Here is a 24,905-nt window from a genome sequence, read left to right as displayed (position 1 = left end):
GGAACGATGTCGGCCCGCATCTTGATCGTCGATGATCTCTTTCCGAACGTGAAGCTGCTCGAGACGAAGCTGTCCCTCGAGTATTTCGACGTTCTGGCGGCCATGAACGGGCCGGATGCCATCTCGATCTGCGAGAAGGGCCTGTGCGACCTCGTTCTGCTCGACGTGATGATGCCCGGCATGGACGGTTTCGAGGTGTGCCGGCGCCTCAAGCGCAACCCGACCACCGCCCATCTCCCCGTCGTGATGGTGACGGCCCTCGATCAGCCGTCGGACCGGCTGCGCGGCCTCGACGCGGGGGCCGACGACTTCCTGACGAAACCGATCGACGACACCGCCCTGTTCGCGCGGGTGCGCAACCTCGTCCGGCTGAAGGCGGTCACCGATGAGCTTCGCGACAGGGCGCTTGCCTCGCGGGAGTTCGGCATCGGCGATCCCCTGGCCCTCGCCGCCGCCGGGGACGGCCAGAACGCGTCGATCCTCCTGGTTGAGGACCGGAAGAACTCGGCGGAGCGGCTTTCGGCGGCCTTGAACCAGCACCATCGGGTCACGGTCGTGGCGGACCCGCACGACGCGATGGTCCTCGCCACCGAGGGGGATTTCGAACTGACTCTCGTCAGCCTCGACCTCCAGGGGTTCGACGGCCTGCGCCTCTGCAGCCAGGTCCTGTCCCTCGACCGTACCCGCACCATGCCGGTGATGATGATCGCGGAGGAGAACGACAAGGCACGGGTGATCCGCGGCCTCGAATTCGGCGTGCACGACTATCTCATGCGCCCGGTGGACCGGAACGAACTCGTGGCCCGCGTGCGCACCCAGGTGCGGCGCAGCCGTTTCTCGGACACCCTGCGCGGCGCCGTCCAGGCCTCGATGGAGATGGCCGTCACCGACGGGCTCACAGGGCTCCACAATAGACGCTACCTCGACAGCCATCTCGCGGTGCTGTTCGACGACGCCGCCTTGCGCCACCGTGCCGTATCGATGCTGATGCTCGATATCGATCGATTCAAGTCCATCAACGACACCTACGGTCACGAGGCGGGAGACGAGGTGCTCCGCGCCTTCGCCGACCGTATCCGCCTTCATACCCGCGTCGTCGACATCGTCGCCCGCTATGGCGGCGAAGAGGTCGTCATCATCCTGCCTGACGCGGAACCGGAGGCCGCCCATGTCATCGCCGAGCGTATCCGCGAGCGCATCGAAGCCGTCCCGTTCCTGATCGACCAGGAGACGCGGGAGATCCACGTCACCGTCTCCATCGGGGTGGCGTGCCGCCATGTCGACGACAAGGGCCCGGCGGATATGCTCAAACGTGCCGATCTCGCCCTCTACCGTGCCAAATCCTCCGGCCGCAACCGGGTGGAAGCCGAAGCGGCCTGAGATCGGTCCGAGCGGTCGCAGCGGTAGGGTTCCATCCCGGCCTCGCGTGCCCAGGCGACGGCGGCGCCGAGGGCCGCGATCCACCAGCCCTGCCAGGCGCCGTGCTCCACGAAGGCCACCGCCGTGCAGGAGCCCACGAGGCCGAGCGCCACCACGCCTTCGCCGCGGGGCATGCGGGCGATGAGCGCCAGCATCATCATCAGGATCGCGCTGGCAAGGCCGGCGCCGACGATGCCGAGTTCGGCCCATATCTGCAGGAAGATGTTGTGCGGGTGGCCCACCGCCAGCATCGGCCGCAGTCCCGGCTCGATCCGTGCGGCGACAGGCGTCTCGATGAACCGCGCGGAGGTCCCGAAACCCGCACCCCTCCAGGGATCGAGGGCCACGGCCGCGCCGAAGCTGCGGGCGATGGCCACCCGTGCCCGTGAACTGCTCTGCACGAGCCGTTCGTGGACCGCATCGGGCATCACTTTCTGGAGGATATCCCCCTCCACCGGTGCAAGGACGAGGGCGAGGCCCAGCACGGCCCCCACAATGGCGAGCCCGACCCGCCGCGGGGTCAGGACGGCGATGAGGGCCGTGACGGCGCCGGCTGCGAGCCCCAGGGCGGCGGCGCCGCTGATCGATCGCAGGATCGCCCCGGTACCGATCACGAGCACGAGGAGTGCCGCGATTCCCTGCCCGCGCCGGTGGAGGAGATAGGCCAGGGGCCCCATCACGGGCAGGATCGTCAGGGCGGGACGGTTGAAGACGAACAGCGCCACCCGCGAGCCCATCGCCCGATGGAGAGGAAGGTGGGCGGCCAGGGCCACGACGATGTACAGGCCGGCGAGCGCGATGGACCAGGCGGCGAGCCGGGGCGTGAAGGCCGGCATGTTCCCGGGCGCGAGGCGGGCGAGGAGATAGGCCCCCGCGATTGTCGGCAGGAATTCCTGGATGTTGCGCCAGGACAGATCCTGCGCCGGGCTCCAGGTGATGCTGGCCAGCGACCAGACGACGAAGCCGAGGGCGGCAAGACCGATCGGCGTGGCGAGGGGCCTCGCCACGAACCGCGTCGTAGCGCGCGCATCCTCGATCAGCCCCGCGACGAGGAAGAACAACGCGGCGAGGCCGACGACGGTCGGGCTCGACCGGTTGGCGAGCGCCATCGCCACCGGAAGGATGGCGAGCGTGACGGCACCAGCGGTGCGCAGAAGCGCGACCGTCTCCGATCGAGGTGGGAGAGCGAGCATCGGAGACGGGCGGACCGGGCGATTACTGGAGTTCGTGGCCGCGCTTACCCATCTCGGCACGCACGCGGACCATCATGTATTCGGACACGCCCTGGGTCCAGTTCTGCATGGCCTGGACGATCTCGTCGAGCACCTGCGGCTGGGTCTCGACGTAGCGCTTGCCCGCCGCCGAATGGAAGAAGGCGACGATCTCGGTGAGCTCGGCCTCGGACAGGCGGCTCGCGTAGATCTTGGCGGCCGTCTCGATCATCATCTGCTTCTGCAGTTCCATCTCCGGCGCCAGAGAGGTGAGAACCTCATCGAGGTCCTTGGTCAAGTCCGGACGGGTGATGGCCGCCTGCTTGATCTGCTGGCCGAAGGCCGGAAGAATCGAATCGAACGATCGGGCGATACCGGAGCTGAGGGTGACCTCACGCGCCAGCGCCAGGTGGTTCGGCGTGTAGGTCGGCTGCTGGGCGGCGGGCGTCGACGGCGCGGCGGGCTTGGCGCCGGGCTTGGCCGGCGCGGTAGGCTTCTGCGCCTGGGCGTGCACGATCGTCGGAACCGAGGCGGCGAGCAGTGCGGCGAGAATGGAGCCGGTCAGGACGGAAGAGAGGCGGCGGGACATGGCGAACGCTCCGGAAAGGCGTGTCGATCAGGATATCGAAGGAGGGTGGAGGCGCGTCAGACCGCGCCGAGACAGGTGACGTGCGCCTGCCCGTCACGGGCCTCCGCCAGGACAGCGCCGGTGGCGAGGCCGAGGAACAGACCGTGCTCGACCACGCCGGGCACCGCCCAGAGCGCGGCGGACAGGCGTTCGGGATCGGCGATGGCCTTCAGATGGGCGTCGAGGATGAGATGGCCGCCATCGGTCACGAAGGGCGTGCCGCCGGGACCGGCACGCAGGACGAGGTCGCCCGCGCAACCGGCGCTCTCGATGGCCTGGGCCACGGCGATGCGGGTGGCGCCGAGGCCGAACGGATTGACCTCCACCGGCAGCGGAAACGCGCCGAGGGTCGTCACCGATTTCGCCGCATCGGCGATCACCACCATGCGGCGGCTGGCGAAAGCCACGATCTTCTCGCGCAGGAGCGCACCGCCGCCGCCTTTCACCAAGCGCATCCGTGCATCGATCTCGTCGGCACCGTCGATGGTGAGGTCGAGTTCGGGCAGGTCTTCGAGCGTCGCCAGGGGGATGCCGACGCGCTCGGCGGCGATGCGCGTCGCCTCCGAAGTCGGGACGCCCGTGACCTTGAGCCCGTCACGCACCCGCGCGCCGAGCAACTCCACGAACACGTTAGCGGTGCTACCCGTTCCGATGCCGAGCCGCATTCCGTCCTCGACGAGATCGAGGGCGCGGGCGGCGGCGGCGCGACGCAGGTCGGGACCGCTCACGAGGAAGCCCCGTTCATCTGGAGGGAGGGGGCGAGATGCATGGGCGGGCTCTCGGGCTACGGGCTGGGCCGCTGAAAGTCCGGTGGCCCTAGCACGGCTGGCAACGCCGTCCAACGCGGCTGTCGCCGAACATGCGCGCCGATCGCCGTCAGGGGCGGGTGTTCTGGGGCGGCGTGGCACTCGGCCCGGCGCGGCCGGGCGCCTGTCCCGTGGCCACGGCTTCCTCGGGACCGCTGGCGGCCGGGTTCGCCTGAGCCGTGCAGACCACTGCTTCCTTCTGAAGCTGGACGTAGCAGATGCTCATCTCGCCGGTGCGGTAGTTCACGCGGAATACCCCGGCCTCGCGGGTGTGGCGGGAGGCGACGAGGCCGTATTCGGACGGGGCCTGGGCGCTGGCGCCCTCGCCGGAGCCGTAGCAGACGGTGAGGCCGACACTGCCTACAGCGCCTTCGCGCAGCCCGTACTGGCAGGACGTGACCTCGCCCGTGACCTTGTCGACGCGGTAGACCCGGTTGAGGTCGATCTGCGGCGCGGGGACGAACTCGAACGAGGCGGCGGAGGCGGAGGCGGCCATAAAGGCGAGAAGGGCCAGCGCGATCCCGGCCCGGCATCCCATGGCTCGCCGCGAACGGGTGGAGGCGGCGGGAACGGCGGATATGAACGCACGGTCGGTCGGCAGTGTCGAACGCATGGTCGCCTTCATGTCCTGATGCAGACAGATGAATCTTGCAGGGGGAATCTCGCGGCAGCTTCCCTATAGCGGCCTTGCGGCGCAACCGTGACCCGCTCGCGGCGGCCTTGATCGCATCATGGCCGGATTCTACAGCATCGTGGCACGGAAAGCAGCCCGACCTGTGCGTTAAGCCTTTGCGTGTGCATCGGATTTTTCTCGGCCTGCGGCGTCCGTGCGCCCGCCCACCGTCACGCCATCATCCAGCCCGAGATCACCCGTCGCCACTCCACCAACCTTGAGAGTCACCATGCCAAGTCTGCCGCCCATCGTCGTGTTCGACCTCGACGGAACCCTCGCCGAGACCGCGGGCGATCTCGTCGGGACCCTCAACGCGATCCTCGCCCGCGAGGGACTGCCGACTCTCCCCCTCGACCGGGCCCGCGACATGATCGGCGCCGGGGCGAAAGCACTGATCCAGCGCGGCTTCGAGGCCGCAGGCGAACCCATCGACGACGCCCGCCTGCAGACGCTCTTCATCGATTTCCTCGACCATTACGGTCGGCATCTCAGCGAGCATTCCTACCTGTTCCCCGGTGTCGAGGCGGCGCTCGATGCGCTGAGCGCACGTGGCTTCCTGCTGGCGGTCTGCACCAACAAGGTCGAGGCCCATGCCAAGCAGCTTCTGCAGGAGCTCGGCGTCGCCGGACGCTTCGCCGCCATCTGCGGCCGCGACACCTTCCCGGTCTACAAGCCGAACCCGGCCCATATCACTCTGACCGTCGAGCAGGCCAAGGGCGATGTCTCGCGCGCCGTCATGGTGGGAGATTCACGCGCGGATATCGACGCGGCCAAGGCGGCGGGGATCCCGGTCATCGCGGTGCCGTTCGGCTATACCGACCTGCCGGTGGAGCAACTCGGCCCCACGCGGGTGATCCAGCATTTCGATGAGTTGGTGGGGGCGGTGGATGCCCTCGTGCCGGCTATCGCTGCGGCTTGAGGGAATGGTGGGCGCGACAGGGATCGAACCTGTGACCCTTCGCGTGTGAAGCGAATGCTCTCCCGCTGAGCTACGCACCCGGACCGAGGGCCTTCTAGGGCGAGGCCCACGCGCCCGTCAAGGGCCTCTGTCGCCTTCTCGCTAAGCCGACATCAGAGGGCGGTCGGCAGCTCGCCACCGGAGACGGTCCTCGCCCTCCTCCGACGGGATGCGGTCCGGGACGTTATCCGCCCCTCGGGGCGTTCTCCGCCGAGCCCAGGCGCATGAGCAACGCCACTGGGATCAGGCCGACGACCACGATGAGCAGGGCGGCGACCGCGCCGTCCTCGTAGGTGCCCCGCACCGCCTCCCCGTAGAGGTGTGTCGCCAGGGTCTCCACGTTGAGCGGGCGCAGGAGCAAGGTCGCCGGCAGTTCCTTGACGCAGTCGACGAAGACGAGGAGCGCGCCGCTGAGCACGGCCGGCCATGTCATCGGCAGGTGCACGCGCATCAGCGTGCCGACGGGGCCCCGGCCGAGCATGCGCCCGGCTTCCCCGAGAGAGCTTGGCACCTTCGCCAGGCCTGCTTCGCAGGCGCCGACACCGACCGCGAGGAAGCGCACGAGATAGGCGATGACGAGAGCGCCACCCGCACCGACGCCGATGAGCGCCGGAGCGACGCCGAACAGCGCCGTCGTGATGCGGGACAGGGAGGCATCGGCGAGCGCCAGCGGGCCGAGCAGCCCGATCGCCAGGATCGCCCCGGGGAGCGCGTAGCCGAGGGCGGCGATGCGGATCAGCCCCTGCCCGAAGCGCCGCGCGACCAGGCGGGGGCCGGCGGCGACGAGGAACCCGCAGGCTGCCGCGAGCAGGGTAGCGAGGCCGGCATAGAGCAGAGTGTTTCCCGCCTCGGCGATGACGCCTCGGGGAAATCCGAGCCGGGTGACGCGGGCGATGGCGGAATGGACGAGATAGGCCGCCGGGATCAGGAAGCCGATGGCGATGGGAAAGAGGCCGAGGCACAAGGCGGCCGCGGCGGAAGCACCGGACAGGCGATGGCGGGCCATGCCGCGCTGGCGCTGGGCCGTGCCGGCATAGCCGCGCCCGCGCCGGCCCCAGCGCTCGGCCGCCAGCAGCAGGAGCACCATCGCCAGCATGACCAGGGCGATCTGCGCCGCGCCGGGCAGGTCGGACCGGTTGATCCAGGTGGCGTAGACCTGCACCGTCAGTGTCCGCACGCCCAGGAATTCGGCGGCGCCGATATCGTTGAGCGTCTCCATCAGGGCGAGACTGGTGCCGAGGGCGATGGCGGGGCGCGCCAACGGCAGGGCGACGTGGACGAAGACCGCCGTCGGCGAACGCCCGAGGATGCGCGCCGCCTCGATGAGAGTGCCCGCCTGCATCACGAAAAGCGCCCGCGTCGGCAGATAGACGTAAGGGTAGAGCACGAAGCCGAGGAGCAGGATGCAGCCCGGCAGGGACCGGAACTCCGGCAGCAGCAGATCCTTCGGCCGTGCCGCGCCGAGAAGCTCGCGCAGGGTGCTCTGGACCGGGCCGATGGGATGGAGCAGGTCGAGATAGGCGAAGGCGACGATGTAGGTCGGCACCGCCAGGGGCAGCAGCAGCCCGATTTCCAAAAGGCGGCGCCCCCTGAAGTCGTAGGCGGAGACGAGCCAGGCCGAGCCGACCCCGAGCATGACGACGAGGAGGCCGACGCCGCCCAGGAGCAGTGCCGTGGTGATCGTCGCCTGAGGCAGGACATGCGCCAGGAGATGCGGCCAGACCTCGCTCGACCCTCCCGCCGCGGTGAGCGCCAGGGACGCCACCGGGCTGAGGATCAGGGCGGCGAGCGCGAGGGCTCCCGCCGCCCAGGCCATGGGGGCGATGCGCAAGCGCGGCGCCGCACTCGGAGCGGCCTCGGAGCCGATCGCGGGCTGCGATCGGGCCAGTTCGACGGCGGCCGACATCGACCGGGGCTTCAGTTGTCGAAGCCCACCGTATCCACCAGCAGGCTCGCCGCCTTGCGGTTACGGGCGATCTCGGCGAGCGGCACGGTATCGATGGTCAATGGGCCGAGCGCCGTGAGCTGGGGGTCGATCGGCGCACCCGCCTTCACCGGATACTCGAAATTGGCCTTCGCATAGAGGCCCTGGCCTTCGTCGGAGACGAGGTATTCGAGAAGCTTGACCGCCTCGTCGCGGTTCGGCGCACTCTTGGCGACAACCGCACCGGAGACGTTCACATGAGTGCCGCCGCTGGTGAAGACCGGCAGCACGACCTTGATCCCGTCGCCCCATTTCTGCTGGTCCGGGCCACCCTTGCCCGAACGCATCAGCCCGACATAGTAGGAGTTGCCGAGACCGACGGCGCAGGTTCCGGCCAGGATGTCGCGGGCTACGTCACGGTCGCCGCCGGACGGCTTGCGCGCGAGGTTGGCCTTCACGCCGGTCAGCCATTCCTTCGCCTTATCCGGCCCGTGCTTGACGATGTAATGGGCGATGAGCGCGGTGTTGTAGGGGTGCTGGCCCGAGCGCAGGCAGAGCTTGCCCTTCCATTTCGGGTCGGCGAGATCCTCGTAGGTCAGGGCCTTCTCCGCGAGGTCCTTGTCGGCATAGGCGACGCGGGCGCGCATGGAGAGGGCGTACCAGAGGCCGCCGGCATCGCGCAGGGGCGCCGGAACGGCGGCTTCCAGGGTCTCCGTGCGGACCGGCTGGGCGAGGCCGCGATCCACGAGCTCGATGAGATTGCCGATATCGACGGTCATCAGCACGTCGGCCTTGGACCGCTCGCCCTCTGAGGCCACACGCTCGGCAAGGCCCTTCTCGACGAAGACGGTGTTGACGGTGACGCCGCTCTTGGCGGTGTAGGCATCGAGCAGGGGCTTGATCAGGCCAGGCTCACGGGTGGTGTAGATGTTGACTTCGGCGGCGGTCGCTCCGGCGATCCAGGCGAAGGCGGTCGCACCGCCGATCAGACATTTCGAGACCCAACCGACCATGACGTCCATCCCTCTTCTCTCAATGACCGGTTCTGGGCCGCATCTTCGAGAGAAAAGCAAGACTTATGTCCTCAGTTTATCATCGTTAAAAACTATACTTCTGGATATTACCGGGCACGAACAGCAAGGCTCGGTTAATCCAGTCCGGCGGCAAAAACCAGCCCCGCTCCCTTCGCAACGGTCAGGCCCACACGATCGCCCTCCCCCGCCGATGTCTCTTGGGAGACCGTGAGTCGGAACGGTTCGGGAAATCCATCCGCCGCCAGGGTCAACTCCACGACGGGCCCGAGGAAACGCCGCTGGATCACCCGCGCCGGATGACCGGATTCTGCGTGCCCCAGCCCGATCGCCTCGGGCCTGACGCAGGCGGTGACCGGCGCACCGTCCTCGATCCCCGGCGCCGGAAACGCGCCGAAGGGCGTCACCGCAGCGCCGTCGATGCAGCGCGTGGGGAAAGCGATGAGATCGCCGAAGAAATTCGCGGCGAACCACGAGACGGGGCGGCGATAGAGATCCGCGCCGGTGCCGATCTGGACGATGCGCCCGCCCCGCATCAGGACGATGCGGTCGCTCACCAGCAAGGCCTCCTCCGGATCGTGTGTCACCAGGAGCGCGGTGGCGCCGGCGACGCGCAGGACCGAGAGCGTGTCGGCCCGGACCCTGTCGCGGTTGCGCCGGTCGAGATTCGAAAACGGCTCGTCGAGAAGCAGCACGCGCGGCCCCGGCGCCAGGGCACGGGCGAGTGCCACGCGCTGGCTCTCCCCGCCCGAGAGCGAGCCGGGATAGCTCGCGGCCCGGTCGGCGAGGCCGACCTGCTCCAGCCGCGCCTTCGCGACGGCATCGGCTTCATTGGCGCGCAGCCGGTGAAGACCGAAGCGGACGTTCTGCAGGACGGTGAGATGGGGGAACAGGGCGTAATCCTGGAACATCAGGCCGACGCCGCGCTCCTCCGGCGGCACCCGGGCGCTCATCGCTTGACCATCGAGCAGGACCAGCCCGCCGCTCGGCTGTTCGAGGCCCGCCACCGCTCGCAACAGGGTGCTCTTGCCGCAACCGGAATCACCGAGAAGCGCGATGACTTCTCCAGCCCGGACCGCGAGGGACACGTCGTCGAGGGCGTGTTTGCGCCCGAACTCGACGCTGAGCCCGCGCGTCTCGAGGCGCGGCGGCACCTCGCCGGGGCGGCGTCCCTCGGTCGGATCGGTCGCGGCCATGACCTGCCTCTCGCTACTCGGCTCGTGGTGAAATACGCGCTTCTCGCCCGATCCGGCCGCAGGTCAAGGGGAAGCTTGGCCAGTGGGCGGCGCGGCCGGGGGTGGACGAGGGATTACGCCTTCGCCGTCACGGCGGAGCCGCGTCCCGGCCGGCTCTTTCGGAGTGCGCGCGGGACGCCCCCGACGGTTTGCCGGTGGAAAGTCCCCCCCTCCTTCCGGGTGCTCTTGCATCCGTGTCGAGGCGTCCTGTACGGTTCCGGTCGTCGTCGTAAGGGTGCCCTGCGCGACCACCATCCGTATGGCAACGGACGGAGTGGCCATGCGAGGTGTCGCAGGGATCGTCCCGTGTCGGTCGGGGGAATCGAGCGGATGTCGGAGGGGGCGATGACGGATACCGGTGCTGGCTGGACGGACGAGCGTGTCGAGGTACTGCGGCGCCTCTGGGACGAGGGACTGAGCGCGAGCCAGATCGCCGCGCAGCTCGGTGGCGTCACCCGCAACGCCGTCATCGGCAAGGTCCACCGGCTGGGTCTGTCGGGCCGCGTGAAAGCGGCGGATTCGCCCGGCAACGGCCGCAAGAAGCCGGCAATCCGCGAAGCCGAAGCCGACAACGTCGTGGAACTGGCGACCGCGGCCGAGCCCGTCGCCGCGCCCAGCCTGCTGTTTCCCGAGACGAATGCGGTGGTCGCCGCCCCGAGCATGCCGCTGGCCGTGTCCAAGCGCGTGACCATCATGGATCTGCGCGAATCCATGTGCCGCTGGCCGTTGGGCGATCCGACATCGCCGGAGTTCCACTATTGCGGCGACCGCTCGATCACCGGCCTGCCCTATTGCACCCACCACGCCGAGATCGCGTATCAACCTGCCGCCGAGCGCAAGCGCGACCGCAGGGTCGGCGGCTTCCGCTGAGGCCATAGGGCTCGGCTTCCTTGTCACCGCCGCCTCGGGGCGGTGACGTCTCCCGCCCTGTCGCAGGCCGGGAGAGCCCCCTTCACCACCCGATCTCACGAACGTTCAGACCGTCCGCCAATATATGGTGGAGGATCGCGGCCTGTCGTATCTGCGACGAATGAGCGGGATGGGGCGGCCCCGGTAAAGTCCCCGCCTTAGGCAGATGCTTCGATGCGCGTCCCGGGCAGCTCTCCCTGCCCGGGCTGGGCGGAGGGATGCGCCATGAGTGGCGGCCTGCGTCAGGCCGCCTTCTCGGTCTCGAGTCCGGCGAGGAGGATGCAGAGGGCGATTCCCTCTGCCGCCGCCTTCACGTCCGAGAGCGAGGGGAAGGTCGGCGCAAGACGCAGGGTGCGGTCATGCGGGTCGCGTCCGTAAGGAGAGGTCGCGCCGGCGGGCGTCAGGGCGATGCCGGCCTCCTTGGCCAAAGCCACGGTCCGCTGCGCCGCACCGTCCACCGTATCGACGGTGATGAAGTAGCCACCTTCGGGCGTCGTCCAGGTCGCCGCGCCGGTTCCGCCGAGGCGGGCCTCCAGAGCATCGAGGACAGCCTGGAATTTCGGCGCGATGAGCGCGCGCTGCTTCTCCATATGCGCCTCGATGCCGGCCATGTCCTTCAGGAAGCGGACGTGGCGCAGCTGGTTGAGCTTGTCCGGCCCGATGGTGCGGAAGAAAGAGCGGCCGAGGAACCAGCGTACGTTCTCCGGGGAGGAAGCGAACATGGCGATGCCCGCTCCCGCCAGGGTCACCTTGGAGGTCGAGGCGAAGATGAAGGGCCGGTCGGGATGGCCAGCCTCTTCGCAAAGGGCGAGGATGTCGGCGAGGGGGTGGCGCGTCGCGGTGAGGTGGTGGACGGTGTACGCGTTGTCCCAGAACAGGCGGAAGTCGGGGGCGCCGGTCTCCATGGAAGCGAGGCGCCGGACGGTCTCGTCGGAATAGGTCTCGCCGCTCGGATTGGCGTATTTCGGCACGCACCACATGCCCTTCACGGCCGGATCGGCGGCCAGTTTCTCGACCACGTCCATGTCCGGCCCCTGGCCGGTCATGGGGACGGGCAGCATGCGGATGCCCAGGGCCTCGCAGATGGCGAAGTGGCGGTCGTAGCCGGGAACGGGACAGAGGAAGACCGGCTCCTCCTCCTTCGACCAGGGCTTCACCGAGCCGGGCACGCCCTTCAGCAGGGCCCAGGCGATGCAATCGTGCATGAGCGCGAGGCTCGAATTGTCGCCGATGACGATCTGGGCCGGCGGCGCCTGCACCATCGGCGCGAACAGGGCGCGCGCTTCCGGCAGACCCTGGAGGCCGCCGTAATTGCGCGCATCGTCACCCGCCTCGGCGAAATGATCGCCATTGCCGGGCAACGACATCATCGCGCTGGACAGGTCGAGCTGCTCCGGCGCCGGCTTGCCACGGGTCATGTCGAGCTTGAGGCCGCGACTTTTGAAAGCCTCGTAGGCCTCGCGGGTCTTCGCGTGAAGCGCGTCGCGGGCGGCGGGATCGAGGGAAGCCAGACTCGTCATGGGAATACGCTCACGTCGTTGTGTGATTGTCCCCGTCCATACCGGCTGCGGGGCGCGATGGGGAGAGGCTCAGGCGGGGATGCCCCATAACCAGGCTGCACCCCGCACGCCGGATGCGTCGCCGTGGTGGCTCACCCGGATCGGTGTTCCGCACTCATCCGAGAAGACGTGCGGAAGAAGAAGCGCGTCGAGATCGGCGGTCAGTTCCGGCACCGTCGACAAGCCTCCGCCGAGGACCACCATGTCGGGGTCGAGGATGTTGATGACGCCGGCGATGCTGCGGGCGAGACGCTCCCGATAGCGGGTGATGCTCTCGGATGCGATGGCATCACCGGCGCGCGCAGCGGCGATCACCGCCTCACCGGTCGCTGCCGGAGCACCGACACGGCGGGCATGATCGGCGGCGAGGCCGGGGCCAGAAAGCCAAGTCTCGATACAGCCGTGCCGCCCGCAATAGCAGGACGGGCCGGGCCGTTCGTCGTCGCGCGGCGCGGGAAGCGGGTTGTGGCCCCATTCACCGGCAATGCGGTTGGCACCCGATAGGGCCACCCCGTCGATGGCGATGCCGGAGCCGACGCCGGTCCCGAGGATGATCGCCCAGACGACCCGTGCCCCGGCACCCGCGCCATCCACCGCCTCGGAGACCGCAAGGCAATTGGCATCGTTCTCGGCGCGGACCGGTCGGCCGAGCCGTGCCTCGATATCGATGACGAAAGTCCTGCCGTTCAGCCAGACCGAGTTGGCGTTCTTCACGAGGCCGCTGCCGGGGGTGATGGCCCCCGGCATGCCGATACCGACGCTGCCGACGCCTCCGGCGTCCCGCTCCAGGCGCCGGACCAGCGCCACGATCGCGCCGAGGGTGGCGTCGTAATCGTTTCGCGGGGTCGGGATCCTCGCCTCGGCGCGCACGGCTCCGCCGGCATCGAGGGCGATGCCGGCGATCTTGGTGCCGCCGAGGTCTATCCCAATGCGCAGGCGCGCAGGATCCACGATGCGGAGCTACTGTGCGGCGACGGCCGGACGGGGAGCGGACTCCTGGTCCATGTTGGGCGCATGATCCGAGATGTCGGTGCCGATGGAGAAGGGATGCGCCATGACCTGGTTCAGCTTCTCCTGGTCGAGTTCACCCTCCCAGCGGCTGACCACCACCGTGGCGACGCCGTTGCCGATGAGGTTGGTGATGGCCCGGCACTCCGACATGAACTTATCGACACCCAGGATCAGGGTCATGGCGGCCACCGGCACCGGATTGTTGGGGATGGCGCTGAGCGTGGCCGCGAGGGTGATGAAGCCGGCACCCGTGACACCGGAGGCCCCCTTCGAGGTCAGCATCGCGACCAGGATGATGGTGGCGTACTGGGCGAAGGACAGGTCAGCGCCCACGGCCTGGGCCAGGAACAGCGTCGCCAGGGTCATGTAGATGTTGGTGCCGTCGAGGTTGAACGAGTAGCCCGTGGGAATCACCAGGCCCACGACGGAATCCGAGGCGCCGAGGCGGCGCATCTTCGTCATCATGTGCGGCAGCACCGTCTCGGAGGACGAGGTGCCGAGCACGATGAGAAGTTCGTCCTTGATGTAGGCCAGGAACTTGAAGATCGAGAAGCCGGCCACCCGTGCGATGCCGCCAAGGACCAGGACCACGAACAGGAAGGCCGTGACGTAGAAGGTGCCAACCAGCCAGGCGAGATCGATCACCTTGCCGATGCCATACTGACCGATGGTGAAGGCCATGGCGCCGAAGGCACCGATGGGCGCGAGCTTCACTACGAGGCCGATGATGCGGAAGAAGACTTGGCCCGCCGTGTCGATGGCGTGCGTGATGGCCTCGCCGCGCTTGCCCATGCCTGTCACCACGACGCCGGTGAGGATCGAGATGAGAAGAACCTGAAGCAGGTCGCCTGTGGCGAAAGCGTCGAAGAAGCTTTTCGGGATCAGAGCCATGATGTGGCCGGTGACGGAATCGTCGGCGGCGATCTTGGCGTATTTCTCGACCGATTTACCGTCGAGCTTAGTCACATCGGCATTGAAACCGGCTCCCGGCTTCACCACTTCACCGACGAGGATACCGATGAGAAGCGCAATGGTGGAGACAACCTCGAAATAGACCAGTGCCTTCAAGCCAACGCGGCCGACCTTTTTCAAGTCGCCGATGGAGGCGATGCCGTGAACGATGGTACAGAAGATGATCGGCGCGATCATCATCTTGATCAGTGCGATGAAGGCGTCGCCCAACCACTTCACGGACTTGCCCCATTCGGGGTGCAGATATCCGAGCAGGATGCCAAGTGCGATGGCTATCAGCACCTGGATGTAGAGGACCTTGTACCAAGGTTCGTGAGGTGTCGGTGCTGCCGGCGCGCTGCCTCCGGCATGGACGGTGGTCTGAACCATGTTCCCTCACAGGCGCCTCGTTGGGCGCACGCTCGTCTGTCTTGCCGAGACGCTAGCGAGTTTAATCCCTCGCCTCAACGCGGCTATGAGAGATTATCTTTGTTTCCCGCCGAAACCGTGAGGATGGGCTGCTTCTGTAACTCGACGGGCTTCTGCCGCGCTATTGCATACAATCGTTGGCGATCGACTTGTCCGAATATGCCCGGTGCCGCCGGGTCCTCGCGAAGAGCCCGGAGATGGGCATGCCCCACCTCCGGTCCCAAGGGTTCAGGTCTGCGGAGTACGGCGGGGACGTACGGTCCAGCGCTCGAATTCGGCGGCCGGATCGTCGTCGCGTGCAGGAGCGCGGGACGGCTGAGAGGCACCCAGAGCCTGAGACAGGCTCTCGATAACGTCGTCGATGCGGGCATCGGTGCGGATCGGAGTGTCCGTGGCGGTCTCCTCCGCGGCGGCGGGCTCTTCCCGACGCTGCTCGCTCCGTTCCTCAAGGACGGGTTGGGGCGCGGGCTCTTCCACCGGGAGGGCCGCGGGAGCAGCGGCCTTGGCAGCCAGAGCGGCTGCACGGCGGTTCGCCCGAAGGGTCGCCTCGTCCTCGCCGGCCTTCGGCGGTGGGGCATTGAAGCGGCCGAAACCGAAGCGCGGCTCGAGCAGATCGAGGATCGCTTCGAGGGCGGCGTTGTTCAGGGGAACCTCGCCGGTCTGAGGCACACCCTGGATCGCCACGGTATGGCGGTCATAGGCGGAATTCTCGGAGACGTCCTCGCCGAACCAGGCTGGGGGTACGAAAGCGGCGGCCTGGGCGGTGTCGTCGAACACGACGCTGAGCAAGTCGAGGGCTCCCGGTGTCGCGTAGCGATCGACGAGCGCCTCGCGGCCGTTGCCGAGCGCGAGCACGGCGCGGTCGTAGATCGCCTTGCCTGAGCAGACATCCAGAAGGGCATCGCCATGGGCGCGGGGAACGTCGGTCCGCTCCTCGCTCGACGTTCCGTCCGGCGCCGTCGTGACGAGAACGAGATGGCAGTTCTGGCCATCGACGCGGACATAGGACGTGCGACCGGCCTGGGGAGCGAAATAGCCCTCGGTGATCTTCGAACCGCCGCGCTCCTTGCGGATCAGGCGGACGAGCGCAGGTGCGACCAGAAACCGACGAACGACACTCATGTATTCTCTCCCCCCGGATCGGCTCATCATGGCAGGCCCTCCTCCGGAGCGCCGCGCCATGGGCGCAATGTCGGCGCCGTTCGAAGCCATACCCTGTTTCGGCAGCGACGGAATGCCCGGCCTGTGGAAACCAGCCGGCACGAACCGTCCGAATTCGATCGTTTTCCCGCCTCGCACCGCCGACGGCACACAAATGGGAAGACCACTTTCATTCGACTAAGAAAAAATGGGACTAAATCAAGGCCGGCCTCGTAAGCCCGGCCCCGATTTTTATCCTTTTATACCAATGAGCTCACGCATTCGGCTCGAACCGCAGTGAAATGCCGTTCATGCAATAGCGCAGCCCCGTCGGCGCCGGGCCATCATCGAAGACGTGGCCGAGATGACCTTTGCAGTGGGCGCAGTGCACTTCGGTCCTCACCATCCAGTGGCTCCGGTCGGTCGTCGTCTCCACCGCGCCGTCGATGGGATCGAAGAAGCTCGGCCAACCGGTGCCGGATTCAAATTTCGTGGTGTTCTCGAATAACGGGGCATCGCAGCCGGCGCAGTGGAACGTGCCGGGGCGCTTCTCGGCATTGAGGCAGCTCGTGCCCGCCCGCTCCGTGCCGTGCTCGCGCAGGACACGGTACTGGTCCGGCGTCAGGATCTCGCGCCACTCGTCCTCGCTGCGCTGGACGGTGCCTGCCTGGGTCTCGCTCATGATGGCCTCCGGTTCTTTGGGATATGCTGGAGAAATAGGACTCCCGAGGCCGTACCGCACCCTGTCACGCGGCCGCGCCGATCGTGTCCGCCATCCGTGCCTCACGGTCGCCCATGGGCTTCTCCGGTCCCGTCGTCGTGTCCCGAGCCGTCTGATGCTCCATCTCGGCATTGATCTCGGCACCGAGGAGCACGATCGTCGTCGAGATCCAAATCCAGGTCATGAAGCCGATGGCGGCGCCGAGCGAACCGTAGGTCTCGTTGTAATTGCCGAAGCTGCCGACATACCACGAGAACAGGATCGAGGCGGCGAGCCAGAGGATGCCCGCCACAGCGCCACCCGTGCCGACCCAGCGCCAGCGCGGTCGCTCGCGGCTCGGGCCATAGCGGTAGAGCAGCGAGAGGCCGCCGAGGAGGACGACAAGGAGGAAGGGCCAGCGCAGCAGGGCGATCAGCCTCGCCCCCTGCCCGAACCCGAAGAAGTTGAAGATCACCGGCAGTACGACGATACTGGTGAGCGCGAGGATGGTGAAGAGGAGCGCCCCAACGGTGAAGGTCAGGGAGCGCAGGTTCAACATCACGAAGGAGCGCTTCTCGTCTTCCTCGTAGACCACGTTCAGAGCATCGAACATCGCTTTCATGGCGGCGTTCGCACTCCAGAGCGACAGGACGAGGCTGGAGAAGAACGTCAGGCCCAGCGTGCCGTTGTCCTTGGCGGCGATCCGCTTCACCTGCTCGCCGATGATGTCGATGGCGCTGGAGGGCAGCACGCCCTGCATGCTGGAGAGGTGCTCGTTGATGGCGCCGACATCGGCAACGAGACCGTAGCAGGAGACCAGGGCGGCGATGGCGGGGAACAGCGACAGCAGGGTGAAGAACGTCACGCCGGCGGCCACCGCGAGCACGCGGTCCTTGTTGAATTCCAGGTAGACGCGGACGGCGATGTCCTTCCAACCGGCGCGAGTGATCTCGGTCGGGCTGTCTGCGGCACGGCCGCGATGGACCTGTGTTGCCGCGACCCATTCGGCGCTGCGCCCACTATGCGAGCGGGCGCCTTCGTCGCGTCGCGGCTGAGGTGGTTCAGCCTGACGTCTGGCGCGGCGCGACCGCGGCCCCAGCGACAGGGCTACGAGCGCCGCCCCCATCGCCAGAGTCCAGACCACGGAATGGGTGGAGCCCGGCCCCGTGGGCTCGGGACGGTGAGGCTGAGACGAGGGCATGACGGCAACCGGTACGGAGACGGCGCGAGCTTGGCCGTTCGATGACGAGAACCGCCGGCCCGCCAAAGCGTTCCGCCGTCTTACCCTTCAGCGGCGATAGAGATCAGCATGCGCCTCGCGCAGCAGGTTCTTCTGCACTTTGCCCATGGCATTGCGCGGCAATTCGTCGGCGAAGAGGACGCGCTTGGGGCATTTGAACCGGGCGAGACGCCCTTCGAGGATACGGAGGATCTCCTGCTCCCCCGGCGCGTCCGGACGAGCGACGACGATGGCCGTGACGCCCTCGCCGAAATCCGCATGGGAGAGGCCGATCACGGCGGATTCGACGACGCCTGGAAGCGCATCGATCTCGTTCTCGACCTCCTTCGGATAGACGTTGTAGCCGCCGGTGATGATGAGATCCTTGCCGCGCCCGACGATGTGGACGTAGCCGCGCTCGTCGACCTTGCCGAGATCGCCGGTGATGAAGAACCCGTCCGTCTTGAATTCGGAGGCCGTCTTCTCGGGCATGCGCCAATAGCCCTGGAACACGTTCGGCCCCTTCACCTCGATCATCCCCACCGTATCGGCGGGCAAGGCCCGTCCCGTCTCGGGATCGACCACCCTGAGCGAGACGCCCGGCAGGGGCAGGCCCACCGTGCCGGCGATGCGCTCGCCGTCATAGGGGTTCGAGGTGTTCATGTTGGTCTCGGTCATGCCGTAGCGTTCGAGGATGGCGTGGCCGGTGCGGGCCTGCCAGTCCCGGTGCGTCTCGGCGAGGAGCGGGGCCGAGCCGGAGACGAACAGGCGGATCGTCGCCGCCGCTTCGGGGGTCAGGCCCGGCTCCTTGAGGAGGCGCGTGTAGAAAGTCGGAACCCCCATCATCGAGGTCGCCCGGCCCATCAGGGCGAGCACCTGCTTCGGGTCGAATTTCGGCAGGAAGATCGCCGTGGCCCCGGCGAGCAGCACGATGTTGGTGGCCACGAACAGGCCGTGGGTGTGGAACACCGGCAGGGCATGGATCAGCACGTCGTCGGCGGTGAAGCCCCAGGCCTTCACCAAGGTCACGGCGTTGGAGGCGAGATTGTCGTGGCTGAGCATGGCGCCCTTGGAGCGCCCGGTGGTGCCCGAGGTGTAGAGGATCGCCGCGAGATCGTCGGGGCCGCGTTCCACATCCGTGAAAGCGGTGCCGGCCGCGTCAGCCGCCTCGGCCATGCTACCGCGCCCCGCCCCGTCGAGGGTACGCAGGGCGGGCACCTTCGCCTCAACGGCGACCGGTTCGAGAGCGGCGACACGGGCGGGGTCGCAGACGAACAGGGCCGGCTCGGCATCCGAGAGGAAATACGCGATCTCGGGGGCCGTATAGGCGGTGTTGAGCGGCAGGAAGACGGCGCCGGCGCGAACGGCGCCGAGATAGAGAAACACCACCTCGGCGCTCTTCTCGACCTGGACGGCGACGCGGTCACCGGTCTTCACCCCGAGCGCCTTGAGGGCGGAGGCATAGGCAGCCGAGCGGTCGAGCATGTTCGCATAGGTGATCCGTGCGCCGTCGCCGGTCTCGATGAAAGTCCGCGAGGCGGGATCGGCGGGCAGGCTCGCCCGGATGAGATCGAAGAGATGGTTACGCATGACGTCGTCCAGCCGTTATCGAACGGACAGCCGTGGCCGGACGACGCCTCGAAATCAAGCCTCGGCCAACGCCACGGCGCGAATCGGCGGCAGGTTGGTCCTGAGTTCGCGGCTCACGCTGCTCGATGCCGCCACGGTGCCGAGATTGGCATAGGTCTCGTGGTTCTTCTCGATGGCCGAGAGATCGTAGAGGTAATTGACCATCAGCCCGCGCGACTGGCCGAGCCCCTTGGGCGAGACGTCACCGAGGAAGTTGAGCCGCTCCAGGCGGGCTCCGTTGCCGAGATGGAACCGCGCCACGGGGTCGAGGGGCTTGCCTCGCTCGTTCTTGGCCCGCAAGAAATAGGCGGCGGCGGCGGGGATCATCACCTTCTTCACCGCATCGGACTTGCCCTTGTCGGCGTGCCAGCCCGGCTCGTCGATGGCCCGCAGAGCCTCGACGTCGTCCCGGGTCAGGCCCTGCGGCGAATCGGAGCGGCGCTCACGATCGAGCCAGGCGGAGAAGCCGGGCACCGGCGACAGGGTCACGAAGGTCTTGAGGCTCGGGATCTCGCGGGCGAGATCCTCCACCACCTGCTTGATCAGGAAATTGCCGAAGGTGACGCCGGCAAGCCCCTTCTGACAGTTCGAGATCGAGTAGAAGATCGCGGTGGTGGCGGCCCGGGTGGGCAGGGGCTCGCGCCCATGCGCGAGGATCGGCGCGATGGCCGGCGCGATGCCGTCCGTGAGCGCCACTTCCACGAAGATCAGCGGCTCGTCCTGCAAGGCGGGATGGAAGAAGGCGAAGCAGCGCCGGTCAGTGGGTTCGATGCGTCGGCGCAGCTCGTCCCAGCCAGCGATCTCATGCACCGCCTCGTAGCGGATGATCTTCTCGAGAATATGGGCGGGGGTGGTCCAGTCGATGTGGCGCAGCACCAGGAACCCCCGGTTGAACCACGAGGCGAACAGGTGCTCGAAATCGCTGTCGAGGCTGTCGACGGCATCGACGAGGTCGGGATCGGCCTCGTTCCCGCGCAGGTCCTTTCGCAGGACGAACAGGTCCTCCCGCATCCGCACCAGGGCGAGGGTGCCGTTGCGGGCGAGGTTGAGCCGGCGGATGAGTTCCTGGCTGCGCGGCTCGGCCGCCTCGTGGAGCACGCCGAGGGCGGCGCGCGTCGGGTCTCGACGATAGGCGGCGATGGCATCGTCCACCGCCTCGTGATCGGCGCCGAAGACGGTGGCGATACCCTGCAGGAAGACGAGCCGTTCGGCACGCGCGAGGCTGGCGTAGCGTTCGAGGATCAGGCGGGCGAGCGCAACGCCCGACGCCTCGCCGCGCCGGGAGATCAGATCCTCGCAGAGTTTGATGAGCTCTTGCGCATTGGCCTTGGAGGCGAGGTCGCCGCGGCCGATTCCGATGAGATCGCGACCACGGTCGCTGATGGTCTGAAGCAGGTCGCCGAAAAACGAGATCGCCGCCATGGCTCGCCGCCTGCTCCTTGCCCCTGTCGCAAGTTCCGCGAGATGCCGAACCCGCCGAACACACGTGCAAGCTCCAGTCTATGTCGCAGACTGACCGAGGGCCAGGGCTTTGACCGCGGAACCATGCCGCAGCCGCTGCGGGTTGGGGAAACGAAGCGACGACCCAAGAACCGTCTTCCCGAAGTCCTGTACTCACTTTCGGGTCGGACCACCTGTCGTGTCAGGCTTGAGCGGCCTCAATGGCAACACGATCGGCCCGCTCGCGCCAATCCTCGACGCCATGTTGGCGCGCGAAACGAAGTTCCGCCGCGCGTTGAGCCCGGCGAGGATCACGCGCCCGTGAAATCTCGACACATCCGATCGTGAACGGCACGCCGAGAATTTGCTTGGCGAAGCTGACTCGGTAATTCGGCATTCCAAACTCCGTTGTCGATACGCGGTGTTGTCCCCTGGACTTGAAGACCGACTCGTCTCGACGGTCGGGAGTGTGACAGAACGACTTGGCTCCTGCCAAGCGGGACTTCGCCACAGAGGCGCGCCACGTCTTTATCCGGTAACGATTCGTATATGGGGATCGACGCATCCGATGGAAGGTGTGGCCCGTCGCGGCCCGCTCTCTGACGTGGGACCATTTCGCGCGCCCACGGGTTGCCCCCGCGCGCTGGCGCCCCTAACCGGAGGCACACCCATCCCGTCGCTCACGGACCCGCCCCACCGGATGACGAACAATTCATCGCTTTTCCATCGGCTTGGCACGGCGGACGGCGCCGCTCCGGTGCGAGCCTGAGCATGCAGCCCGGCACCGGTTCCGGCCACGGCTTCACCGCCAGGGCGCGCTTCGGCCTGACCCTGATCGCCGGGGGCGCCGTCGCCAACATCTACTACAACCAGCCCCTCCTCGCGGTTCTGGTGAGCGAGTTCGGTGAGCGTGCCGCCCTCCTCGTTCCCACCGCGTGCCTCGTGGGCTACGGGCTCGGCATTCTCGGCCTCGTGCCCCTCGGGGATGCCTGGCCGAGGCGGACCCTCATCGTGGCGCAATTGCTGGGCCTGAGCGTGGCGCTTCTGGGTGCCGCCCTCGCGCCGACCCTCGCCTTCCTGACGGTCGCCTGTCTCCTCATCGGTTTTTTGTCCTCGGCCGCTCAGCAGGCGGTCCCCTTCGCGGCCGAGCTCGCGCCGGACGAGAGCCGCGGCCGGATGGTGGGCCAAGTGATGACGGGCCTGCTCACCGGCATCCTCCTCGCCCGGACGGTGAGCGGCTTCGTGGGCGCGCATTTCGGTTGGCGCGCGGTGTTCTTCGCCGCCGCTGTCGTGGCCCTGGTCATCGCCGCCGTGGCGGCCGCGACGCTACCGAAGACGAAGCAGACCAAACCGCTGCGCTACCGCGCGCTGATGCTGTCGATCCTGCATCTCGTGAAGACGCAGCCCATCCTGCGCAATGCCAGCCTCTCGCAGGGCCTTCTTTTCGCGAGCTTCAATGCGTTCTGGGCCACCCTGGCCCTCCTGGTCGAGGCCCCGCCCTTCGATCTCACCGCCGCCGGCGCCGGCCTGTTCGGCGTGATCGGGGTCTGCGGCGCCTTCGTCGCCCCGCTCTCCGGACGCTATACCGACCGGAAGGGCGCCCGACCGGTGGTCGTCACCGGCGCCGCTCTCGTCCTCGCGTCATTCCTCGTCCTCTGGCTCGGGGGGGAGGTCTCGCTGGTGGCGGTGGCCGTCGGCGTTCTGCTCATCGATATCGGCCTCAACGGCGCGCTCATCGCCAATCAGACCCGAGCCTACGCCCTCGTTCCCGGAGCGAGGGGCCGGGTCAACACTGTGCTGTTCACGGTGATGTTCGTATTCGGGGCGCTGGGGGCCTTCGCCGGCTCGCAGGCGTTCCTGATGGCGGGGTGGCCGGGCGTCTGCGCAGTGGGCGCCCTGCTCTCGGGCGGGGGGCTCCTCGTGGCGATCTTCGACCGGTCGCGGACGAAGCCCGCTTGATCAGGCGGGTTTGAGGACGCGGGACAGGCGGCACCATTCGCCCTTGTCGGCCGGCAGGCCGAAGCGCAGCCAGTGCGGGTTGGCCTCGAACCGGCGGACATAGATCCCGGCCTCGCCGAGGCGCCGGAAAAGACTTGGCGCGTCGTCGAACGCAGCCGTGCGGAACAGGCACGTGCCGCCGACGATGCGCCCTCCCCGGCAGGCGAGCAGCCGGTCGAGGCGCAGCGCGTCGGCGTGACGATCGATGGCCGCCTCCCGCAGCCAGGCGCCATCGGACAGCGCCGCCCGGCCGATGGCGAGCGCCGGTCCCGGCACCGCCCAGGGTCCGAGCGCCGCGCCGATCCGCAGGGCGAGCGCCGGCTCGGCAAGGGCGAAGCCGAGACGGATGCCGGCAAGGCCATAGGTCTTGCCGAAGGAGCGTAGCACCACCAGGCCGGAGCTCGCTCGCGGTGCGAGGGACTCCACCGCTTCGAGGTCGATGAAGGCCTCGTCGACGACGAGCCAGCCTCCGCGCCCGGCGATCCGTCCCGCCAGATCGAGGAGACGGCCCGCTTCCCAGGTCCGGCCATCGGGATTGTTCGGGTTGACGACGACGACGACGTCCGCCCCCTCGGCCTGGGCCGGATCGGGCACCCACGTCACGGCATGTCCGCCCCGGAGCCACGCCGCCTCGTGCTCGCCATAGGTGGGACCGATGACGGCCACGCGCGAATGCGGCCTGAGGCGCGGCAGCGTCTCGATGAGAATCTGCGTGCCGGGCGCCGCCGCGACTCGGGCCGGATCGGCGACGCCGTAGGCATGGGCGGCGGCGGCGCACAGGGCGTTCAGGTCGGCGCGGGAGGGAAGTCGCCGGAACGCGCTGGCCTCCAACGGCGGACAGGGATACGGGACCGGATTGATCCCGGTGGAGAGGTCGATCCAGGGCCGCTCGGCATGCGGGAACAGCGCCTGGGCGGCATCGAGATCGCCCCCATGGGCGATGGGCCCGCCACGCCCGCTCGCCTCCTCCGTCCCGCTCATTGCTCTTCCATCACCCTGCCGCACCGAACCCCATTCCCGAACAGATGACCTGGACCGCCCTCGCCCATCCGCCGGACACGCTCGTGGTGCTGGGTCTCGCCCTCGCCATCGAGGCGGCGGCGGGCTATCCGGACCGGCTCTACAAGGCGCTGGGCCATCCTGTCACCTGGATCGGCCGCCTGATCGGCCGGCTCGACCGGACGCTCAATACGGGCAGCGGGAGACGGCGGCGCGCGGCGGGGATCCTCGGTCTCCTCATCCTCCTGGGAACGGTCGCGGCGGTGTCCATCGCCGGAACGGCGCTCGCCGCCGCTGCGGGTCAAATCCCGGCCATGCTGCTCCTCGGCCTCGCCTGCGCGAGTCTGCCGGCACAACGCAGCCTCCACGACCATGTGGCCCGCGTCGCCAGGGGCCTACGCACCGAAGGGCTGGCGGGCGGGCGGCGCGAGGTCTCGATGATCGTCGGGCGCAACCCGGAGAGCCTCGACGAAGCCGGCATCTGCCGCGCCGCCATCGAGAGCCTGTCGGAGAACTTCTCCGACGGCATCGTGGCCCCGGCATTCTGGATCGGGATCGGCGGCCTACCGGGAGGGGCGCTCTACAAGGCGATCAACACCGCCGACAGCATGATCGGCCACCGCACGCCCCGACACGAGGCCTATGGCTGGGCCTCGGCCCGCCTCGACGATCTCGTGAACCTCCCGGCCTCGCGGCTCTCGGCGGGGTTGATCGTAGCGGCGTGCCTCCTCCATCCCGGAGCTTCGGCGGCGGGGGCGTTCCACGCCGTCCGGCGCGATGCGGGCCGTCACCGCTCGCCCAATGCCGGCTGGCCCGAGGCGGCGATGGCGGGCGCGCTTGGTCTGAGGCTGGCGGGGCCGCGCATGTACGGCGCCGATATCGTGGACGATGCCTGGATGGGCAATGGCCGGGCGGAGGCGGGTCCGCGCGATGTGGAACGGGCGCTGGCCTTGTACCGCATCGCCTGCGCGATACTTTTCGGATGTATCGTCCTCAGCGCATCTATACTCAAGGTTGTTTTGATATAATTGAGATC

At 68.1% G+C, this 24,905-nt stretch carries 22 protein-coding genes and 1 tRNA gene; 5 read left to right on the top strand and 18 right to left on the bottom strand.

Annotated features, from left to right (window positions below):
• Positions 1 to 6 precede the first annotated feature (6 nt).
• Positions 7 to 1,380 carry a PleD family two-component system response regulator gene (locus ASF34_RS13125; protein WP_018045230.1) on the top strand — a complete coding sequence of 458 codons (1,374 nt, stop codon included), beginning with the start codon at positions 7 to 9 and terminating at the stop codon, positions 1,378 to 1,380.
• On the opposite strand, the gene ASF34_RS13120 is transcribed toward ASF34_RS13125, so the two are convergent.
• From ASF34_RS13120 to ASF34_RS13105, 4 genes are all read right to left on the bottom strand, one after another.
• Positions 1,329 to 2,612, bottom strand: coding sequence for an O-antigen ligase family protein (locus ASF34_RS13120; RefSeq protein WP_056161555.1), 1,284 nt, complete (start codon positions 2,610 to 2,612; stop codon positions 1,329 to 1,331). The two genes, ASF34_RS13125 and ASF34_RS13120, sit on opposite strands and share 52 nt — an antisense overlap.
• Positions 2,613 to 2,634: 22 nt before the next feature.
• Positions 2,635 to 3,219: a DUF2059 domain-containing protein gene (locus tag ASF34_RS13115; protein ID WP_056140161.1), complete on the bottom strand. Its 585-nt coding sequence runs from the start codon at positions 3,217 to 3,219 to the stop codon at positions 2,635 to 2,637.
• Positions 3,220 to 3,275: 56 nt separating this feature from the next.
• Entirely contained in the window at positions 3,276 to 3,986 is a 711-nt protein-coding gene (gene rpiA / locus ASF34_RS13110; RefSeq protein WP_018045233.1) for a ribose-5-phosphate isomerase RpiA, read from the bottom strand.
• Positions 3,987 to 4,134: 148 nt separating this feature from the next.
• Entirely contained in the window at positions 4,135 to 4,602 is a 468-nt protein-coding gene (locus ASF34_RS13105; RefSeq protein ID WP_018045234.1) for a hypothetical protein, read from the bottom strand.
• A 364-nt stretch (positions 4,603 to 4,966) separates the two neighbouring features.
• Here ASF34_RS13105 and gph point away from each other — a divergent pair, with 364 nt between their 5' ends.
• Positions 4,967 to 5,656 carry a phosphoglycolate phosphatase gene (gph, locus tag ASF34_RS13100; RefSeq protein ID WP_056161553.1) on the top strand — a complete coding sequence of 230 codons (690 nt, stop codon included), beginning with the start codon at positions 4,967 to 4,969 and terminating at the stop codon, positions 5,654 to 5,656.
• Positions 5,657 to 5,661: 5 nt separating this feature from the next.
• On the opposite strand, the gene ASF34_RS13095 is transcribed toward gph, so the two are convergent.
• From ASF34_RS13095 to ASF34_RS13080, 4 genes are all read right to left on the bottom strand, one after another.
• Positions 5,662 to 5,736: transfer RNA gene (locus ASF34_RS13095), tRNA-Val, on the bottom strand.
• 143 nt (positions 5,737 to 5,879) lie between these two features.
• Positions 5,880 to 7,601 (bottom strand): ABC transporter permease, encoded by a 1,722-nt coding sequence (locus ASF34_RS13090; protein WP_443136537.1) that lies wholly within the window; start codon positions 7,599 to 7,601, stop codon positions 5,880 to 5,882.
• 11 nt (positions 7,602 to 7,612) lie between these two features.
• Entirely contained in the window at positions 7,613 to 8,641 is a 1,029-nt protein-coding gene (locus ASF34_RS13085) for an extracellular solute-binding protein (protein WP_056161551.1), read from the bottom strand.
• Positions 8,642 to 8,766: 125 nt separating this feature from the next.
• Positions 8,767 to 9,846 carry an ABC transporter ATP-binding protein gene (locus ASF34_RS13080; protein ID WP_200913278.1) on the bottom strand — a complete coding sequence of 360 codons (1,080 nt, stop codon included), beginning with the start codon at positions 9,844 to 9,846 and terminating at the stop codon, positions 8,767 to 8,769.
• Between the two features lie 384 nt (positions 9,847 to 10,230).
• Here ASF34_RS13080 and ASF34_RS13075 point away from each other — a divergent pair, with 384 nt between their 5' ends.
• Positions 10,231 to 10,755, top strand: a complete 525-nt coding sequence (locus ASF34_RS13075; RefSeq protein WP_056162053.1) for a GcrA family cell cycle regulator — start codon at positions 10,231 to 10,233, stop codon at positions 10,753 to 10,755.
• Positions 10,756 to 11,036: 281 nt separating this feature from the next.
• Here ASF34_RS13075 and ASF34_RS13070 read toward each other — a convergent pair whose 3' ends face one another.
• The 9 genes from ASF34_RS13070 to ASF34_RS22325 form a co-directional block, all read right to left on the bottom strand.
• Positions 11,037 to 12,314: an aminotransferase gene (locus ASF34_RS13070; RefSeq protein ID WP_056161549.1), complete on the bottom strand. Its 1,278-nt coding sequence runs from the start codon at positions 12,312 to 12,314 to the stop codon at positions 11,037 to 11,039.
• Between the two features lie 69 nt (positions 12,315 to 12,383).
• Positions 12,384 to 13,304, bottom strand: coding sequence for an ROK family protein (locus ASF34_RS13065; protein WP_018045242.1), 921 nt, complete (start codon positions 13,302 to 13,304; stop codon positions 12,384 to 12,386).
• A 9-nt stretch (positions 13,305 to 13,313) separates the two neighbouring features.
• Complete coding sequence (locus ASF34_RS13060) at positions 13,314 to 14,705, bottom strand: dicarboxylate/amino acid:cation symporter (protein ID WP_018045243.1); 1,392 nt, start codon at positions 14,703 to 14,705, stop codon at positions 13,314 to 13,316.
• A 267-nt stretch (positions 14,706 to 14,972) separates the two neighbouring features.
• Positions 14,973 to 15,866, bottom strand: a complete 894-nt coding sequence (locus ASF34_RS13055) for a hypothetical protein (protein ID WP_018045244.1) — start codon at positions 15,864 to 15,866, stop codon at positions 14,973 to 14,975.
• A gap of 292 nt (positions 15,867 to 16,158) precedes the next feature.
• Positions 16,159 to 16,566, bottom strand: a complete 408-nt coding sequence (gene msrB / locus ASF34_RS13050) for a peptide-methionine (R)-S-oxide reductase MsrB (protein WP_018045245.1) — start codon at positions 16,564 to 16,566, stop codon at positions 16,159 to 16,161.
• A 64-nt stretch (positions 16,567 to 16,630) separates the two neighbouring features.
• The gene (locus ASF34_RS13045) at positions 16,631 to 17,710 is read right to left on the bottom strand and encodes a YihY/virulence factor BrkB family protein (RefSeq protein ID WP_018045246.1); all 1,080 of its coding nucleotides are present in this window, start codon (positions 17,708 to 17,710) and stop codon (positions 16,631 to 16,633) included.
• 162 nt (positions 17,711 to 17,872) lie between these two features.
• Positions 17,873 to 19,393, bottom strand: a complete 1,521-nt coding sequence (locus ASF34_RS13040; protein ID WP_056161547.1) for a malonate--CoA ligase — start codon at positions 19,391 to 19,393, stop codon at positions 17,873 to 17,875.
• Between the two features lie 54 nt (positions 19,394 to 19,447).
• A complete protein-coding gene (locus tag ASF34_RS13035) occupies positions 19,448 to 20,854 on the bottom strand; it encodes a malonyl-CoA decarboxylase (RefSeq protein ID WP_056161545.1) in 1,407 nt (468 codons plus the stop codon).
• 220 nt (positions 20,855 to 21,074) lie between these two features.
• Entirely contained in the window at positions 21,075 to 21,269 is a 195-nt protein-coding gene (locus tag ASF34_RS22325; RefSeq protein WP_082472996.1) for a hypothetical protein, read from the bottom strand.
• Positions 21,270 to 21,643: 374 nt separating this feature from the next.
• On the opposite strand from ASF34_RS22325, the gene ASF34_RS13030 reads away from it, so the two are divergent.
• Positions 21,644 to 22,831 (top strand): MFS transporter, encoded by a 1,188-nt coding sequence (locus ASF34_RS13030; RefSeq protein ID WP_056140130.1) that lies wholly within the window; start codon positions 21,644 to 21,646, stop codon positions 22,829 to 22,831.
• On the opposite strand, the gene cobD is transcribed toward ASF34_RS13030, so the two are convergent.
• The gene (gene cobD / locus ASF34_RS13025) at positions 22,832 to 23,851 is read right to left on the bottom strand and encodes a threonine-phosphate decarboxylase CobD (protein WP_056161542.1); all 1,020 of its coding nucleotides are present in this window, start codon (positions 23,849 to 23,851) and stop codon (positions 22,832 to 22,834) included.
• Positions 23,852 to 23,895: 44 nt separating this feature from the next.
• Between cobD and cbiB the strand changes: the two genes are divergently transcribed.
• Positions 23,896 to 24,897, top strand: coding sequence for an adenosylcobinamide-phosphate synthase CbiB (gene cbiB, locus ASF34_RS13020; protein ID WP_056161541.1), 1,002 nt, complete (start codon positions 23,896 to 23,898; stop codon positions 24,895 to 24,897).
• Positions 24,898 to 24,905: the final 8 nt, after the last annotated feature.

It is taken from the genome of Methylobacterium sp. Leaf106 (assembly GCF_001422895.1).
Lineage (GTDB): Bacteria > Pseudomonadota > Alphaproteobacteria > Rhizobiales > Beijerinckiaceae > Methylobacterium > Methylobacterium bullatum.
Note: the sequence above shows the minus strand (reverse complement) of the source record. Positions and strands in the feature narration are given on the sequence as shown.